The organism is Rhodoplanes roseus, from assembly GCF_003258865.1.
In the GTDB taxonomy this organism is placed as follows: Bacteria; Pseudomonadota; Alphaproteobacteria; order Rhizobiales; family Xanthobacteraceae; genus Rhodoplanes; species Rhodoplanes roseus.
Map to the genome: position 1 here is coordinate 1 of NZ_NPEX01000034.1, position 15951 is coordinate 15951.

Here is a 15951-nt window from a genome sequence, read left to right on the forward strand (position 1 = left end):
CGCCGCAGCCGTTTTGGCGCGGCGCCGGAGACCCGGGTTAACGGGGCAGGGGCTTTCCCCCGGACAGTCGAAAGGAGGTAAATCGCACGTAAAAAAGACCCCGCGGATTCCATCCTTAGTCGTTGGTTTACCTCGGCAAATAAACGGGTTCTTTATTGTGTTGTTTAAACCGATTTTAGAGCGTGCCACGTAGTAATGGGGGCGAGCGAGGAAACAGGGCCTCGTCGTACAACAACCAATAGGCGTCGTCATGAAAGCAGTCGCTAGGCCGGCGGAACCCGCCGAGCGGGATATGCGCTTCGACCATATTCGGCCGCTCTATCTCGAATCTCTGACGCTCGTCGAACGGCTCCACCGTCGCCTCCTGGACGTCATCAAGGACGAGTTCGACCGCCGCGGTCGGGCCGACATCAATTCCGTGCAGGCGCTGCTGCTCTACAATATCGGCGACAAGGAACTCACCGCCGGCGAGCTGCGCACCCGCGGCTACTATCTCGGCTCGAACGTCTCCTACAACCTGAAGAAGCTCGTCGAGATGGGCTTCCTCGACCACCAGCGCTCGCGCGTCGACCGCCGCTCGGTCCGTATCAAGCTGACCGACAAGGGTCGCGAGGTGCGCAACACCATCGAGGCGCTCTACCAGAAGCACGTGCGGACCGTGGAGCAGGTCGGCGGCGTCAATGCCGAGGAGTTCGCCACCCTGAACAAGGCGCTGCATCGCCTCGAGCGGTTCTGGACCGACCAGATCCTCTACCGGCTCTGATCGCGTCGAGACTATCGGCGGGCGCATCGCGCCCGCCCCCCGACGAAGGCCCCGGCCGCCCGTGCGGACCGGGGCCTCGTTCGTTTCGCCACCTGCGGTCTCGGCGGACGCGGTGCAGCTCGGCCGCAGCGCGCCACCCCAGTGCCGAGCCGTCCCGCGCTCAGTCGAACGTCGCCGAGGTGGTGTCGGACTTGCGGTTGTAGCGGAGCGTGATCTTCTCGACCTGGCACAGGTTGATGTCGTGCCACACGGCGGACGAATCGTCGTCGCTGTAGACGACCTTGAGATCCCAAATGCAGGTCTTGCCGGCGCGGCGGAACGTGATGTTCACGCTGTCGCCATCCTCCAGGCCGTCGTCGCCCAGGATGTCCTCCTCCCAATCGTTGGCTTTGCCCGGGGAGACGTAGACCTCGCTGATGTCGTAGCCGGTGCGGTTGACCAGCGTGAAGTCCTGCCGGCTTCCTTGCGCGAGCGCCGTCGTCGCGACCATCGAGACGAGGGCCGCGGCGGACAGAACAGTCATTCTCATGAAGATCGGCTCCGTTGCCGGTGGGGGAGTCCGCGCGCCGTCGGGGAAATCCGCGAAGCGCGCGGCGGTGCGCCGGGACCTTACGAAACACCCCGGAATACCGTCAACGCAGGAGTGTGGACGCGCGCGTGGCGGCGAGCCCCGCGCGCCGACCGCCGGTGGCTGCCCTGCGTCGCGGGATCGGAGCTTCGACACCGCTTGACATAAATTCGCCGGTTGCCGCCATTACCGCACAGCGATGCAGCGTCGTGGCCGCTGCGCCGGCGAGGGGCGGGCGGCCGATTTCATCATCAGGGACGCGGTGCGGACCATGCGTCGCGCGGGATCGTCCCGGCGAGCGCGGCCGTGGCGCGTCCGCGAGGGAAGCATGAGCGGGTCCACACATCATCCCCGGGGTGTCGATCGCCTTCTCGATCGTCGTCACGTCCTGCGCGGCCTCGCCGCCGGTGCCGCCGGCCTCGCCGGGATCGGCAGCGCCGGCGCCCAGGACGCCGCGCTCGACCAGCTCATCCAACAGAGCCAGGGCCGCAACTTCGGGCAGGGCTTCGATTCCGCCTCGCGCACCATCCTGATGCCGAAGGCGTCGCTGCCGACGCTCGATCCGTCGACCGCCCAGACCACCGAGCAGTTCATCCCGCGCTACGAGGAGATCGTGGCGAAGGGCGGCTGGCCCACCGTACCGCCGGTGGAGCGGCTCCGTCTCGGCAACCGCAACCCGGCCGTTCCGATCCTGCGCCAGCGTCTCGCCGTCTCGGGCGACATCGATCCGGCCGCGGCCGGCGCCGGCGACGTCTACGACTCCTATGTCGAGGCCGCCGTGCGGCGCTTCCAGGCGCGGCACGGGCTGACCGTCGACGGCGTGGTGCGCCAGCAGACCCTCAAGGCCCTCAACGTGCCGGCCCAGGTGCGGCTCGCGCAGCTTCGCATCAACGTGGTGCGGCTTCGCACCCTGTCGAGCAATCTCGGCCAGAAGCTCGTGGTCGCCAACATCCCGGCCGCCCAGATCGAGGCGATCGACAACGGCGTCGTCGTCTCGCGCCACGTCACCGTGGCGGGCAAGCCCGACCGCGCCTCGCCCGACCTGCAGAGCCGCATCGTCGAGATCAATTTCAACCCGTACTGGACCGTGCCGGTCTCGATCGTGCGCAAGGACCTGATCCCGCGCATGCAGGAGGAGCCGGACTATCTCACCAAGAACCACATCCGCATCCTCGACGGCCGCGGCACCGAGCTGCAGCCGACCCAGATCAACTGGTACTCGAACGAGGCGGTGAACTACCGGTTCAAGCAGGACCCGGGCGACTTCAACTCGCTCGGCTCGATCCGCATCAACTTCCCCAGCAAGGACGGCGTCTACATGCACGACACGCCGTCCAAGAACCTGTTCGGCGAGGACTTCCGCTTCCACTCCTCGGGCTGCATGCGGGTCCAGAACGTGCGCGAGCTGGTCAACTGGCTTCTGGCCGACACGCCCGGCTGGTCGCGCGCCGAGATCGACGCCGTCATCAAGTCCGGCGAGCGCAAGGACGCGCGCCTCGCCAGCCCGGTGCCGCTCTACTGGGTCTACGTGACCGCCTGGGTCACCCCCGACGGCGTCGTCCAGTTCCGCGACGACATCTACTCCCGCGACGGCCTCGCCGCGAGCACGGGCGGCACGCGGGGGTAGGGCGCGAACGGCTATTCGGCGGACGTCCGAAGCGGCAAGGAACTCCAGCATACTTCGGGGGCATTTGTCGCTGCCGAGCTCCTAAATCCATTTGAATTGGCGTAGGCTGCGGCAGCTTGGCGGCAGTGGACAACGATGATTCCTGGATTGCGCACCTACTCGGTCAACGCACGGGCTCGACGGCCACTCATCGATTTCATGACTGGCGCGCTGCAGAGGGCTGGATGCAAGATCATCCATAGCTCGCAGCCTGATCGCGCACCATTCATCGTCGCGTTCGAGACCGCGACTGGTGAGCGTATGGGGATCATCGCCTATGCGTTCCTGGCGACCCGGACGCTGACGAAAAATCGGCCGCCCGACGAGTGCAGCTTCCAGATCAAGTACGGAAGCAAAGACACCTATGCGGAAGAAAACAGCCATGAGCTGTGGCAGGACCCGCTTGGGATGTTCACAACGCTACTGGTTGGAATCGATCCCGAGCGTGGCTATTGCATCTCTGCCGACCCCGTCATTCACAGCCCGACCAAGTTCTTCATTCGTCTAGAGTTCAAGGACGAGCACATAGCGCTGAGCGCAGATCGCGGGTGGTACGCATGGCAGCGGGTGAAGCGCGCGACTCCACTGGACGCTCCACGAGTCGAGACTCTCGTAGGATGCAACAAGGAGCACTTTCTTGATCTCGTACGATTCGAGCGGGCTGCGCGCGGCCTTGATCCCGGGAACCGGCTGATCTTGGCCGAAGGACATGTCTATTCGCTACCCACATCCAAGGTACCGCGCGGCACCGATGGCTCGCCGAGCCTCCATCTTGCCGAATCGCACCCGCTCGTGAGCCAATTTGCGCTGTCGTCGGAAGAGATCCTGGACCTGATCGCTGGTGCAAGGCGCCTGAAGATGGCTGTACGAGGTTGGGTTGCAGAAGAGCATCTGCGCTCGACGCTGTTGAAGGTGCCTGGCATCACGCATTGCGAGCGACTTGACGAGGAGGGCGGTCCCGATCTCAAGATTTCTTTCTGCGACGGCCCACTCTTGACCGTAGAGTGCAAGAACGTGGCACGCGAGAGCGACAGGCATGGCTTGCCAAAGATCGACTTCCAGCGGACCCGCGCCGCCAAGGGCAATCCGTGCTCACGGTATTACGCGCCGACCGATTTTGATATTGTGGCTGCCTGTCTTCACGGTGTGACAAGCGACTGGAGCTTTCGCTACGCGCTGCCGGGAAGGCTACCGCCCCATAAGAGCTGCGTTGGCCGAATCGCTAGCAACCTCAGGGTGGACAAGACCTGGGCGGCGGACCCGATCGAGATGGTTAGGCTCATCTATGCGGCCAGGGGCGTATCGGTATGAGCATGCACACGGCGATCAGCCTTTTTACCGGCGCGGGTGGCCTCGATTACGGGTTTGAGGCGGCCGGGTTTCGAACGGCCGTGGCGCTTGAGATCGACTCTCGCTGCTGCGAGACGCTTCGCGCAAACAGGGATTGGCCGATTATCGAGCGAGACATCGCCGGGGTCTCGACCGACGAGCTCCTGCAGGCCGCTGGCCTGACGGTCGGTGAGGCCGACGTCTTGATCGGCGGGCCTCCGTGCCAGCCGTTCTCGAAGTCCGGGTTCTGGGCGACCGGTGATGCGAGGCGGCTCGACGACCCTCGCGCAACGACACTCGAAGGCTATCTTCGGGTGCTCGCGGAAGCGCGCCCGCGAGCCTTCTTGCTGGAGAATGTCGAAGGTCTGGGCTTCAAGGGAAAGGACGAGGGGCTTCAGCTCATCCATTCACGGTTGGCCGCGATCAACGAGACCCACGGTACGCGCTATCGGGCGAAAATCGAGGTGCTCAATGCGGCCGCCTTTGGAGTTCCACAAATCCGAAGAAGGGTGATCGTCGTAGGGGCGCGTGACGGGACCTCGTTTGACTTTCCCCGGCCCACCCATGTGGCCCCCGACGAACGGGACTGGTCCGACAATCGACCCGGGTTCTTGACTGCCTGGGATGCTCTCCACGACCTTAGCGAGCAGGGAGACCCGTCACTCGATTTGACCGGGAAGTGGGCCGACCTGCTGCCAACCATTCCCGAGGGGAACAACTATCTTTGGCACACCGACCGCGGAGGCGGCGAGCCGCTGTTCGGGTGGCGGCGTCGGTACTGGTCATTCCTCCTCAAGCTCGCCAAGGACCAGCCGTCCTGGACGATTCAAGCTCAACCGGGGCCAGCGACTGGGCCGTTTCATTGGGACGACAGACGGCTCTCTCCACGCGAGATGGCGCGCCTTCAAACCTTTCCGGACGATGCGGAGATCACCGGCGGAGTCGCCGACGCGCAACGCCAGCTCGGGAACGCTGTCCCTTCGTTGCTTGCGGAGGTGCTCGCGAGAGCAATCTGCCGCCAGCTTCTCGGGACGTCGACCAATGACATCGCTCCGAGATTGGCTGTTCGACCGGCTGCCGAGCCGCCCCCCGCTCCCCGACAGCCCGCTCGCGTGCCCCGCCGGTTTCTTGAGTTTCGCGGCGAGCACACCGCGCATCCTGGAACCGGCAAGGGCGCTAGGGCCTCGGCTCGACCGCAGTCGCGGCGACTGGCTGCGGCGGAGTAGAGCGAAGCAACCCGTCAAGCTTGGCACGAAGCGTTCGCGGGCTGCTCGTCTCGCACTCCCACATGACAATGACACGCCAGCCCAGAGCTGCCAGCGCACTCGACGTCAGAGTGTCCCGGGCGACGTTTCGGGCGAGCTTCGGCACCCAATACTCCGGTCGGGTGCGCGGAACATTTGCGAGCCGGCAGCCCGAATGCTGATGCCAAAAGCAGCCATGCACCAGTACGACCGTGCGGTAGCGCGGCAGGACGATATCAGGGCACCCGGGCAGGTCCCGGCGATGAAGCCGAAAGCGGAAGCCCATCGCGTGGAGCAATCGTCGGACCGCGATCTCCGGTCGTGTGTTCTTCTTCCGAACAGCCCGGAGCATTCGAGAGCGCGTCTCCGGACAAACCGCCTTTGAGCTCTCTTGCATCGAATTTACCTTTAGTCCGATATCGCCCTTGTCTCTTCTGGGATTCAGGACCGATCAATTTGCCGATTGTCCAGAGGGTTCACCCACGATTGAGTCCGCCCTCCACCTGTCCACCCGGGAATTTGTTAGCCTCCAGTCCCAAGGAGACCGAATGGCAAATGAATCTTCGGGCCGTGAGGTCTTGTTCGAGCTCACCGCGATCGGCAATTCGGTGCGGGTGGTGGCGATCGACGCGGCCACGGGGGTCGAGGTCACGGTGGTCGGGCCACTGACGGCGCCGCGCTGGGAACTGCAGCGCCTCGCCATGCGCAAGCTGGAGCGCCGGCTGGCGCGGCAGGGCGGCGAACCCTAGATGTAGAGCCGCGGCGCGCTGCGACGTCCTACAACTTGGCGCTCGGCGGCCGATGTGCTAATCCGGCGGCCCAAACACCCCGGCACACGCCTGTCGCAGGCGCTTCTTTGCGCGTTCCGCGGCGCCAGGAGACCATGATGTCCGTGACCAAGCCGGCTTCGGTCGAAGCCGAATCCTTCTTTTCCGCCACTGTCCGCGAGAGCGACCCCGAGATCTTCGGCGCCATCGAGCAGGAGCTCGGCCGCCAGCGCGACGAGATCGAGCTGATCGCCTCCGAGAACATCGTCAGCCGCGCCGTCCTCGAGGCGCAGGGCTCGGTGCTCACCAACAAGTACGCCGAGGGCCTTCCAGGCAAGCGCTACTACGGCGGCTGCCAGTATGTCGACGTGGTCGAACGCCTTGCGATCGAACGGGTTACGAAGCTTTTCGGATGTGGCTTCGCAAACGTGCAGCCGCATTCCGGCGCCTCCGCCAACGCCGCCGTCTTCTTCGCCCTGCTGAGCCCGGGCGACACCTTCATGGGGCTCAACCTGGCGGCCGGCGGCCATCTGACCCACGGCTCGCCCGTCAACGTGTCTGGCAAGTGGTTCAAGGTGGTGCCCTACAGCGTGCGCCCCGACGACCACCGCATCGACATGGATCAGGTGCGCGAGCTCGCCCGCGCCAACAAGCCGAAGCTGATCGTCGCCGGCGGCTCGGCCTATCCGCGGGTGATCGATTTCCGCGCCTTCCGCGAGATCGCCGACGAGGTCGGGGCCTATCTGATGGTCGACATGGCGCACTTCGCCGGCCTGGTGGCCGGCGGGGCGCATCCGAGCCCGTTCCCGCACGCCCATGTGGTCACCACCACGACCCACAAGACGCTGCGCGGCCCGCGCGGCGGCGTCATCCTGTCGGACGACGAGGCGCTGGCCAAGAAGATCAACTCGGCCGTCTTCCCGGGCATGCAGGGCGGCCCGCTGATGCACGTCATCGCGGCCAAGGCCGTCGCGTTCGGCGAGGCGCTGCGGCCGTCGTTCAAGATCTACGCCAAGAACGTCGTCGAGAACGCCAAGGCGCTCGCCGAGACCCTCAAGTCGCGCGGCTTCGACATCGTCTCGGGCGGCACCGACACGCATCTGATGCTGGTCGACCTGCGGCCCAAGCAGCTCACCGGCAAGGTCGCCGAGGCGGCGCTCGGGCGCGCCCACATCACCTGTAACAAGAACGGCATCCCGTTCGATCCCGAGAAGCCGATGGTGACGTCGGGCGTCCGGCTCGGCACGCCGGCCGGCACCACCCGGGGCTTCGGCGTCGCCGAGTTCAAGGAGATCGGCGAGATGATCTCCGAGGTCTTGGACGTGCTGTCGCAGAAGAAGGCCGACGAGGACTCGCTGGTCGAGGGCGCGGTGCGCGAGAAGGTGGCGCGCTTGGTCGGCCGCTTCCCGATCTACAACGCCTGACGCCGGGAGCGGGCCGGCGGAGCCGCCGGGGAAAGGGACGGGGACGCGGAATGCGCTGTCCGAGCTGCGGCAGCCTCGACACCCAGGTGAAGGACTCGCGTCCCACCGAGGACTCCTCCGCCATTCGCCGCCGGCGTCTCTGCCTCGCCTGCGGCTTCCGCTTCACCACCTTCGAGCGCGTGCAGCTGCGCGAGCTGACCGTGATCAAGCGCAACGGCCGCCGCGTGCCGTTCGACCGCGACAAGCTCGCCCGCTCGATCGAGATCGCGCTGCGCAAGCGCAACGTCGATCCCGACCGGGTGGAGCAGACGATTTCAAAGATCGTCCGCGACCTGGAGAGCATCGGCGAGGGCGAGGTGACGACCGAGACGATCGGCGAGACCGTCATGGCCCACCTCAAGGACCTCGACGACGTCGCCTATGTGCGGTTCGCCTCGGTCTACAAGAATTTCCGCGAGGCCAAGGATTTCACGCAGGCCCTGGCCGAGCTCGCCGGCGAGGAGGACGAGGCACCGCCGGTGAGGTAGACTCTCACGGGCGTGACGGGTCGGATGGACCGACCGTGCCGGAGGCCGACATGCATCGGTCGGATGCCGTGGAGCGGTTGAGACGACAGGCCGACGCGGTCAAGGCGCGCGGCGCGACGGCGCTCTATCTGTTCGGTTCGACGGCGCGAGACGAGGCCGAGCCGGGGAGCGATCTCGACCTGTTCATCGACTACGATCCGTCGCGAAAATTCTCCCTGGTGGACCTGGTCGGCATCAAGCTGTTCCTCGAGGATCAGCTCGGGGTCGACGTGGACCTCACCACCCGGGACAGCCTTCATCCCGCGCGCGCGTGGCGACATCGTCACCTCGGCTATCCGCGTGTTTTGATGGCTCACAAAGTCCGCCCCGTCGTCGCCGATATCTTGCTCCGACAAGATCGTCTGGGACGTCGTCGTGGGCGATCTGCCGGTGCTGGGAAGTAGCGATCGCGGATATCGAGCGGCTGCTCGACGAACGAGGCTGGCAGCGCCGAGACGGCGGGCGTCCGGCGCCTGCATCGCCTTGCGACGCCTCACACCGTCAGCAAAATCCTCGCCACCCCCTCCGGATCCGCCACCATGGCGTCGTGGCCGCAGGCGAGCTCTTCGACCCGCCAGGACGGGTCGGCCGCGAGCTTCGCCACCACGGCGTCGAACGGGGCGCTCGGGAAGCCCTTGGCGCGGATGAACAGCTTCGTGGCGACCTTGTCGGCCGCGCCCGTCAGGGCGATGCGGTCCGTGTAGGTCTTCATCGGGTGCAGCGTGCACAGGCCGTCGACCCAGGCGCGGTCGGCCTCGGCGACGCCGAGCGCCGCGGCCGGGTAGGGCTTCAGCGCGATCTCGCCTGTCTTCGGCGCATTGGCGATGGCGTCGCGCATGCCCTGCGAGGTGCCGTCGATCATGGCGGCGCCGTTCTCCGGCATGAACGCATCGAGATAGACCAGCGCCCCGAGCGACGGACCGACCGCCTCGGCCACGCCCGAGACGATGAAGCCGCCATAGGAGTGACCGACCAGGACCACGTCGGTGAGCCGCTCCCATTCGATCACGCCGACGACGTCGGCGATGTGGGTGTCGAGCCCGATACGGGCGTCGAGCAGATGCGAGCGTTCGCCGAGCCCGGTCAGGGTCGGGGCGAACACGCGATGGCCTTGGGCGACGAGCAGGTCGGAGACGCGGCGCCAGCACCAGCCGCCGTGCCACGCCCCGTGCACCAGCACGAAGGTTGTCATGCGATCGACTCCGGACTGCCGCGAGAACCGCGGCGCAGGCGGGGGTGCCCGATTACACACCCGGGGTCGGCGGCGGTCCATGCGGCCGGGGTCGCGGCGGCAATGCGGAAACCGCGCGGCGAGCCTTGCGGCGCCCCGGACGAGCCGGCATGGTCGCGGCCCTCGTGAACCGCTCCGAACTCGCCGTGGCCGCACCCGTGACACCCGCCGACCCGACCCTCGACGCCCGCTTCATGGCGCTGGCGCTGGCGCTCGGCCGCCGCGGCCTAGGCAACACGTTCCCGAACCCCGCCGTCGGGGCCGTGGTGGTGCGGTTCGACGGCGACGCGCCCGTGGTCGTCGGGCGCGGCTGGACGCAGCCGGGCGGCCGCCCGCACGCCGAGCCCGAAGCCTTGCGGCGCGCCGGCGAGGCGGCCCGCGGCGCCACCCTCTACGTCACGCTCGAGCCGTGCTCGCATCACGGCAGGACGCCGCCCTGTGTCGACGCCGTCCAGGCGGCCGGCATCGCCCGGGTCGTCTCCGCCATCGAGGACCCCGACACGCGGGTCTCGGGCCGCGGCCACGCGATTCTTCGCGCCGCCGGCATCGCGGTGGACGTCGGGGTGGGCGCCGACGTGGCGCGCGAGGCCCATGCCGGCCACATCCGCCGGGTTCTCGATGGTCGCCCGCACGTCACCCTGAAAATGGCGCTGTCGGCCGACGGCAAGGTGGCGCTGGCCGGCCGGCGCCCCGTCGCCATCACGGCGGCCGACGCCAACGCCCGCGTGCACCTGATGCGGGCCATGAACGACGCGATCCTGATCGGCATCGGCACGGCGCTAGCCGACGACCCGCTGCTGACCTGCCGGCTGCCCGGGCTGGCGCCTCGCTCGCCGGTGCGGGTGGTGCTCGATCCGGGCCTGCGGCTGCCGCTCGGCTCGCGGCTGGTGAAGAGCGCCGGCGAGACGCCGCTGTGGGTTCTCGCCGCCCCGGATGCCCCGGCCGAGGCGGCGGCGCGACTGCGCGAGGCGGGCGCCCATGTGACCCACGTGGCGCCGGGGCCCGGCGGGCTCGATCCGGGCGCCGCCCTAAGGGCCCTGGGCGCCCTCGGCATCACCCGGCTGCTGGTCGAGGGCGGGCCGACCGTCGCGGCGGCGCTGCTGCGCGCCGACCTGATCGACGCGGCGGTGTTGTTGCACGGCGCCGTCGCCATCGGGCCGGACGGCATCGACCCGCTGGAGGGGCTGCCGCTCGCCGCCCTGACCGGCGCTCCGGCAGTCGCCCTGCGGTCGACCGAGACGCTCGGGCCGGACCGGCTGGACACTTACGCCCGCATCCTCCCGATCGGCTGAGCGCCGCCGCCGTTGCGGTGGGCCCGCCGGCGACCTATCGTCGACGGGCGAACAACGAACAGGACCGATCCGCCTTCGTGACGCGTGCCGCCGGGGAGCCTCGTCTCGCCGACCGCACGACACGGCAGGGACGGGATCGGCCGTAGGGAGAGACACACGTGACCGACTTCACGCGACGCCAGACCCTTGCCCTCGGCGGAACGGCGCTGGCCGGATCGCTCGCCGGCCTCACACTGCCGGTGGCGGGGCAGGGCGCCCCGATCAAGATCGGCTTCAGCATGGCGCTCACGGGCGGGCTCGCCGGCGGCGGCCGGGCGGCGCTGCTCGCCTATCAGATCTGGGCCGAGGAGACGAACCAGAAGGGCGGCCTGCTGGGCCGCAAGGTCGAGCTCGTCTACTACGACGACCAGTCCAATCCGGCGACCGTGCCGGGCATCTACACCAAGCTCCTCGACGTCGACAAGGTCGACCTGGTGATCTCCGGCTACGCCACCGTGCCGACGGCGGCCGCCATGCCGGTGGTGATCCAGCGCGGCAAGCTGTTCATGTCGCTGTTCGCGCTCGCCGCCAACGACCAGTTCCGCTACGACCGCTACTTCCAGATCCAGCCCAACGGGCCGGAGGCGAAATACGAGTTCTCCAAGGGCTTCTTCGAGCTCGCCGGGGCGCTCGAGCCGAAACCCCGCTCGGTCGCGCTGGTCGGCGCCGACGCCGAGTTCTCGATCCTGGCGCTCGAAGGCGCCCGCGAGAACGCCAAGAAGGCCGGCTACCGGATCGTCTACGACCGCACCTATCCGCCCGCGACCGTCGACTTCACGCCGATCGTCCGCTCGATCAAGGCGGCCAATCCGGCCCTCCTGTTCATCGCGTCCTATCCGCCGGATTCGGCCGGCATGATCCGCACCATCCACGAGGTCGGCTTCGGCGCAAAAATGGTCGGCGGCGGCATGATCGGGCTGCAATTCGCGGCGCTCAAGCAGCAGCTCGGCCCGATGCTGGAGAACGTGGTGGCCTACGACCTCTACGTCCCCGAGCCGACCATGACGTTCCCGGGCATCGAGCAGTTCCTGGTGAAGTACCGCGAGCGCGCCGCCCCGGCCGGCGTCGATCCGCTCGGCCTCTACATCCCGCCCTTCGCCTATGCGGAGATGCAGATCCTCGGCGAAGCCGTCAAAGCGGTCGGCTCGCTCGACGACAAGGCGCTGGCCGACTACATCCGCAAGACGAAGTTCACCACCATCGTCGGCGACATCGGCTTCGGCGACCGCGGCGAATGGGCCGAGCCGCGCATCCTGACGATCCAGTACCGCGGCATCCAGGGCAACGACCTCGACCAGTTCAAGCAGCCCGGCAAGCAGGTCATCCTCCACCCGGCGAAATACAAGTCGGGCGACCTCAAGGTGCCGTTCGAGCCGATCAAGCGGTGACCGCTCCGGCCTGATCGGCCCCGGCGTCGATGCGACGGCGCTGCGGGCTGCATGCGTCGCCGGTCACGCCGTTTTGCAGAATCCCCGTCGTCCCGGGCTCGGCGCTGGCGCGCCGCCCCGGGGCGGCGGGTTCAATGTGCGAGACCCTCGCCAGCGCCGACGACGACCAGGACCGGCGCGTCGCTGCGTCGCGCTCCGGGAAACTGCGCACGCGGCCCGGGCGCGAGTCGGGATAGACACGCTCGCGGCCGGGGCCGGAACGGGCCCGGCGGTCCCCTGTTCGCGTGATCGAAGGTCCCCGCGTGGTCGGCCGTCCGAGACACCAGCTCGCCTGTCCGCTCCTTGTCCGTCCGTATCTCCCGCGTCCGACTCTCTCCCCGTCGTCACGTCCTCCGTCTTTGTATTTTCGCCCGGTCCCCGTAAGTTTGCGTTGCAGCAATGCCGCGTCACCGGGCCGTGTTGAAATTCCTCCTCGCGGTCACGGATTTGGCAGCCGAGGTCCTGTCAGCCCCGTGCGCTCGGCTCCACACGAGGCGATCTCATGAGCACCTATCGACTCCAGTCGCTGTTCGCTCCGAAATCGGTCGCGCTGGCCGGTGCGAGCCAACGCGATCTGTCGCTCGGACGTATCGTACTACGGAACATTCGGTCGGGCGGCTTCAAGGGCAAGCTCCAGCTCGTCAATCCGCGCTACGCCGAGATCGACGGCGTGCCGTCGGTCGGCGGCCTCGACAAGCTCGACGGCGTGCCGGACGTGCTGGTCATCACGGCGCCGCCCGCCGAGGTGCCGGGCCTGGTGGCGGAGGCGGGCGCCCGCGGCATCGCGGCCGCCGTCGTCATCACCTCGGGGCTCGGGCACGGGCCGGGGTCGCTGGCCGAGGCGACGGCGCAGGCGGCCCGGCCGCACGGCCTAAGGCTTTTGGGGCCGAACTGCCTCGGCCTCCTGGTGCCGAGCATCAGTCTCAATGCCAGCTTCGCCACCCGGATGCCGAAGGTCGGCGATCTCGCGCTGATCTCGCAGTCCGGCGCCATCGCGGCGAGCCTGGTCGAATGGGCGTCCAGCCGGTCGATCGGCTTCTCCACGGTCGCCTCCATGGGCGACGCCGTCGACGTCGATTTCGGCGACCTGCTCGACTATTTCGCGCTCGACCGAAAAACCCGCGCGATCCTGATGTACGTCGAGTCCATCACGGACGTTCGCAAGTTCATGTCCGCGGCCCGCAGCGCGGCGCGCGTGAAGCCGGTGATCGTGGTGAAGTCGGGCCGGCACGCCCAGGCGGCCCAGGCGGCGGCGACCCATACGGGGGCGCTCGCCGGGGCCGACGCCGTCTACGACGCGGCGTTCCGGCGCGCCGGCCTGTTGCGCGTGCTCGATCTCGACGAGCTGTTCGCCGCCGCCGAGACGCTCGGCCATCTCAGCCCGTTCGACGGCAAGCGCCTCGCCATCCTGACCAATGGCGGCGGCATCGGGGTCCTGGCGGTCGACCGCCTGATCGATTTCGGCGGCACGCTCGCCACCCTGTCGGAGAAGCGGGTCGCCGAGCTCGACGCGGTGCTGACCAGCGGCTGGTCGCATTCGAACCCGGTCGACATCGGCGGCGACGCCGGCGCCGCGCGCTACCGCGCGGCGCTCGAGCAGCTCATCGCCGACCGCGACAACGACGCCGTCCTGGTGATGAACTGCCCGACCGCGCTCGCCTCGCCGGCCGAATCGGCCGCCGCCGTGGTCGAGGTGATCCAGCGCGAGCGCGCCCGCAGCATGATGCGCAAGCCGGTGCTGACCGTGTGGGTCGGCGACCGCGGCGAGGCGACCCGGATCTTCGACGAGGCCGGCATCCCGCATTACGACAGCGAGACCGAGGCGATCCGCGGCTTCATGCATCTGGTCCGCTTCCGCGAGGCCAACGAATCCCTGATGGAGACGCCACCCAGCGTCCCGACCCAGTTCGTCTCCGACACCGAGGCGGCCCGCGGCGTCGTCGCCCGCGCCATCAAGGACGGCCAGACCTGGCTCGATCCGATCCAGATCGAGACGCTGCTGACCGCCTACGGCATCCCGATCGCGCCGAGCCATCTGGCCCGCAACGGCTTCGAGGCGGCCTGGGCGGCGCGCCCCTATCTGGCCAAGGGCCAGGCCGTGGTCCTGAAGATCCTGTCGCCCGACATCGTCCACAAATCCGAGATCGACGGCGTCCGCCTCAACGTGCTGAGCGAGGAGGCGGTCCGCCGCGAGACCGAGGACCTGCTGGCGCGGGCCCGCAAGGCGATGCCCCAGGCGCGGCTGATCGGTGTCACGGTCCACCCCATGATCGTGCGGCCGAAGGCGCGCGAGCTGATCGTCGGGGCGACCGACGACTCGGTGTTCGGGCCCGTGATCGTGTTCGGTCGCGGCGGCATGGCGGTCGAGGTCCTCAACGACAAGGCGCTGGCGCTGCCGCCGCTCGACATGAAGCTCGCCCGCGACCTGATCGACCGCACCGGCGCGGCGCCGCTGCTCGGCGCCTATCGGAACGTCCCGCCGGGCGACCGCCAGGCGCTCGAGCTGATGCTGGTGAAGGTCTCGCAGCTCCTCGCCGACATCCCCGAGGTCCGCGAGATCGACCTCAACCCGGTGCTGGCCGACGACAGCGGCGTCATCGCGGTCGATGCGCGCGTCACGGTGGCCCCCGTCGCGGCCGGGACCCGGAGCCGCTTCGCGGTGCGGCCCTATCCGAAGGAGTGGGAGAGCCATCTCGCCTCCTGGGAGGATCTGCGCGTGTTCCTGCGCCCGGTCCGCCCCGAGGACGAGCACCTCTATCTCGAGTTCTTCAAGCACGTCAGCGAGAACGACCTGCGGCTCCGCTTCTTTGCCCCGGTCAAGGAGTTCAGCCACACCTTCATCGCCCGCATGACGCAGATCGACTATGCCCGCGCCATGGTGTTCGTGGCGGTCGACGAGCGCACCGGCGAGATGCTGGGCGGCGTGCGCATCCACTCCGACGCGAACTACGAGAAGGGCGAGTACGCCGTCCTGGTCCGGTCCGACCTCAAGGGCCGGGGGCTCGGCTGGATCCTGATGCAGCGGATGATCGAATACGCCAAGGCCGAGGGCATCGCCGAGGTGGAGGGGCAGGTCCTTCGCGACAACACCACGATGCTGCGCATGTGCACGGATCTCGGGTTCCGAATCGAGCACGACAACGACGATCCCGGCCTGTGCAAGGTGGTGCTCGACCTGACCGCCAAAGGGCCGGTCGCCAGCGCGGCGGAATAGCGTGCGGGCCGGGGGACGGCGGCGACCGCCGGGAGGCGACCGGACGCTGATTCGCGGTTTGCCGCACCGCAGCACCGCGGTCGGACCCTGCGGTGCCGAGAGGGGTGACGGGCGGCCGTTTGGCTCCCGGAAAAACACGTGCGGCCCGGTGGAAAACCTCGGCCCGATGCCTATTTTGTGGTCTCCCCGGACCCTTTCCGGCGTCACATCCCCGAGCCCTCGGGTGCTCGCCCGGGTGGCGCAATGCGGCTGCCACTTCTTATGGCACCGGGCCGCTTGCGGCCGTTGGGGCACTGCGGTAAGCGTCACGCGTCGCCGCTCTGGAACCACTCCAAAAGGAGTGCCGAGCGCGCGTCATGCGGGCGCAGCGGGGGTGCCCGGACCGGCACTGTCCGGGACCGTGGAAAACGAGAACGGCCGG

13 protein-coding genes and 1 pseudogene are annotated in these 15951 nt (G+C 68.1%); 11 read left to right on the top strand and 3 right to left on the bottom strand.

Annotated elements, in window-relative coordinates:
• Nucleotides 1–250 precede the first annotated feature (250 nt).
• On the top strand, nt 251–763 hold the full coding sequence (gene ldtR / locus CH341_RS07320; protein ID WP_111418378.1) for a transcriptional regulator LdtR: 513 nt from the start codon (nt 251–253) through the stop codon (nt 761–763).
• A 160-nt stretch (nt 764–923) separates the two neighbouring features.
• On the opposite strand, the gene CH341_RS07325 is transcribed toward ldtR, so the two are convergent.
• Entirely contained in the window at nt 924–1292 is a 369-nt protein-coding gene (locus CH341_RS07325; RefSeq protein ID WP_210208201.1) for a hypothetical protein, read from the bottom strand.
• Between the two features lie 367 nt (nt 1293–1659).
• Here CH341_RS07325 and CH341_RS07330 point away from each other — a divergent pair, with 367 nt between their 5' ends.
• From CH341_RS07330 to CH341_RS07340, 3 genes are all read left to right on the top strand, one after another.
• Complete coding sequence (locus CH341_RS07330) at nt 1660–2958, top strand: L,D-transpeptidase family protein (protein ID WP_111418380.1); 1299 nt, start codon at nt 1660–1662, stop codon at nt 2956–2958.
• A gap of 147 nt (nt 2959–3105) precedes the next feature.
• A complete protein-coding gene (locus tag CH341_RS07335; protein WP_146604407.1) occupies nt 3106–4308 on the top strand; it encodes a hypothetical protein in 1203 nt (400 codons plus the stop codon).
• Entirely contained in the window at nt 4305–5552 is a 1248-nt protein-coding gene (locus tag CH341_RS07340) for a DNA cytosine methyltransferase (protein ID WP_210208202.1), read from the top strand. The genes CH341_RS07335 and CH341_RS07340 overlap by 4 nt, the downstream gene beginning before the upstream one ends.
• Here the strand turns inward: CH341_RS07340 and CH341_RS07345 are convergent.
• Entirely contained in the window at nt 5503–5967 is a 465-nt protein-coding gene (locus CH341_RS07345; RefSeq protein WP_111418383.1) for a very short patch repair endonuclease, read from the bottom strand. The genes CH341_RS07340 and CH341_RS07345 overlap by 50 nt on opposite strands.
• Before the next feature lie 151 nt (nt 5968–6118).
• Here CH341_RS07345 and CH341_RS07350 point away from each other — a divergent pair, with 151 nt between their 5' ends.
• From CH341_RS07350 to CH341_RS07365, 4 genes and pseudogenes are all read left to right on the top strand, one after another.
• Nucleotides 6119–6319, top strand: coding sequence for a DUF6898 family protein (locus tag CH341_RS07350; RefSeq protein ID WP_111418384.1), 201 nt, complete (start codon nt 6119–6121; stop codon nt 6317–6319).
• Between the two features lie 137 nt (nt 6320–6456).
• Nucleotides 6457–7761, top strand: coding sequence for a serine hydroxymethyltransferase (glyA, locus tag CH341_RS07355; RefSeq protein WP_111418385.1), 1305 nt, complete (start codon nt 6457–6459; stop codon nt 7759–7761).
• A 50-nt stretch (nt 7762–7811) separates the two neighbouring features.
• The gene (nrdR, locus tag CH341_RS07360; protein WP_111418386.1) at nt 7812–8288 is read left to right on the top strand and encodes a transcriptional regulator NrdR; all 477 of its coding nucleotides are present in this window, start codon (nt 7812–7814) and stop codon (nt 8286–8288) included.
• 50 nt (nt 8289–8338) lie between these two features.
• Nucleotides 8339–8636 (top strand): annotated as a pseudogene (locus CH341_RS07365) (nucleotidyltransferase family protein).
• Between the two features lie 184 nt (nt 8637–8820).
• Here CH341_RS07365 and CH341_RS07370 read toward each other — a convergent pair.
• Nucleotides 8821–9519 carry an alpha/beta fold hydrolase gene (locus CH341_RS07370; RefSeq protein ID WP_170149514.1) on the bottom strand — a complete coding sequence of 233 codons (699 nt, stop codon included), beginning with the start codon at nt 9517–9519 and terminating at the stop codon, nt 8821–8823.
• 233 nt (nt 9520–9752) lie between these two features.
• On the opposite strand from CH341_RS07370, the gene ribD reads away from it, so the two are divergent.
• From ribD to CH341_RS07385, 3 genes are all read left to right on the top strand, one after another.
• Nucleotides 9753–10850, top strand: a complete 1098-nt coding sequence (gene ribD / locus CH341_RS07375) for a bifunctional diaminohydroxyphosphoribosylaminopyrimidine deaminase/5-amino-6-(5-phosphoribosylamino)uracil reductase RibD (RefSeq protein ID WP_245430934.1) — start codon at nt 9753–9755, stop codon at nt 10848–10850.
• 158 nt (nt 10851–11008) lie between these two features.
• Nucleotides 11009–12277, top strand: a complete 1269-nt coding sequence (locus CH341_RS07380) for an amino acid ABC transporter substrate-binding protein (RefSeq protein WP_111418389.1) — start codon at nt 11009–11011, stop codon at nt 12275–12277.
• Nucleotides 12278–12818: 541 nt separating this feature from the next.
• Nucleotides 12819–15530, top strand: coding sequence for a bifunctional acetate--CoA ligase family protein/GNAT family N-acetyltransferase (locus tag CH341_RS07385; RefSeq protein ID WP_111418390.1), 2712 nt, complete (start codon nt 12819–12821; stop codon nt 15528–15530).
• The last annotated feature ends 421 nt before the right edge of the window (nt 15531–15951 follow it).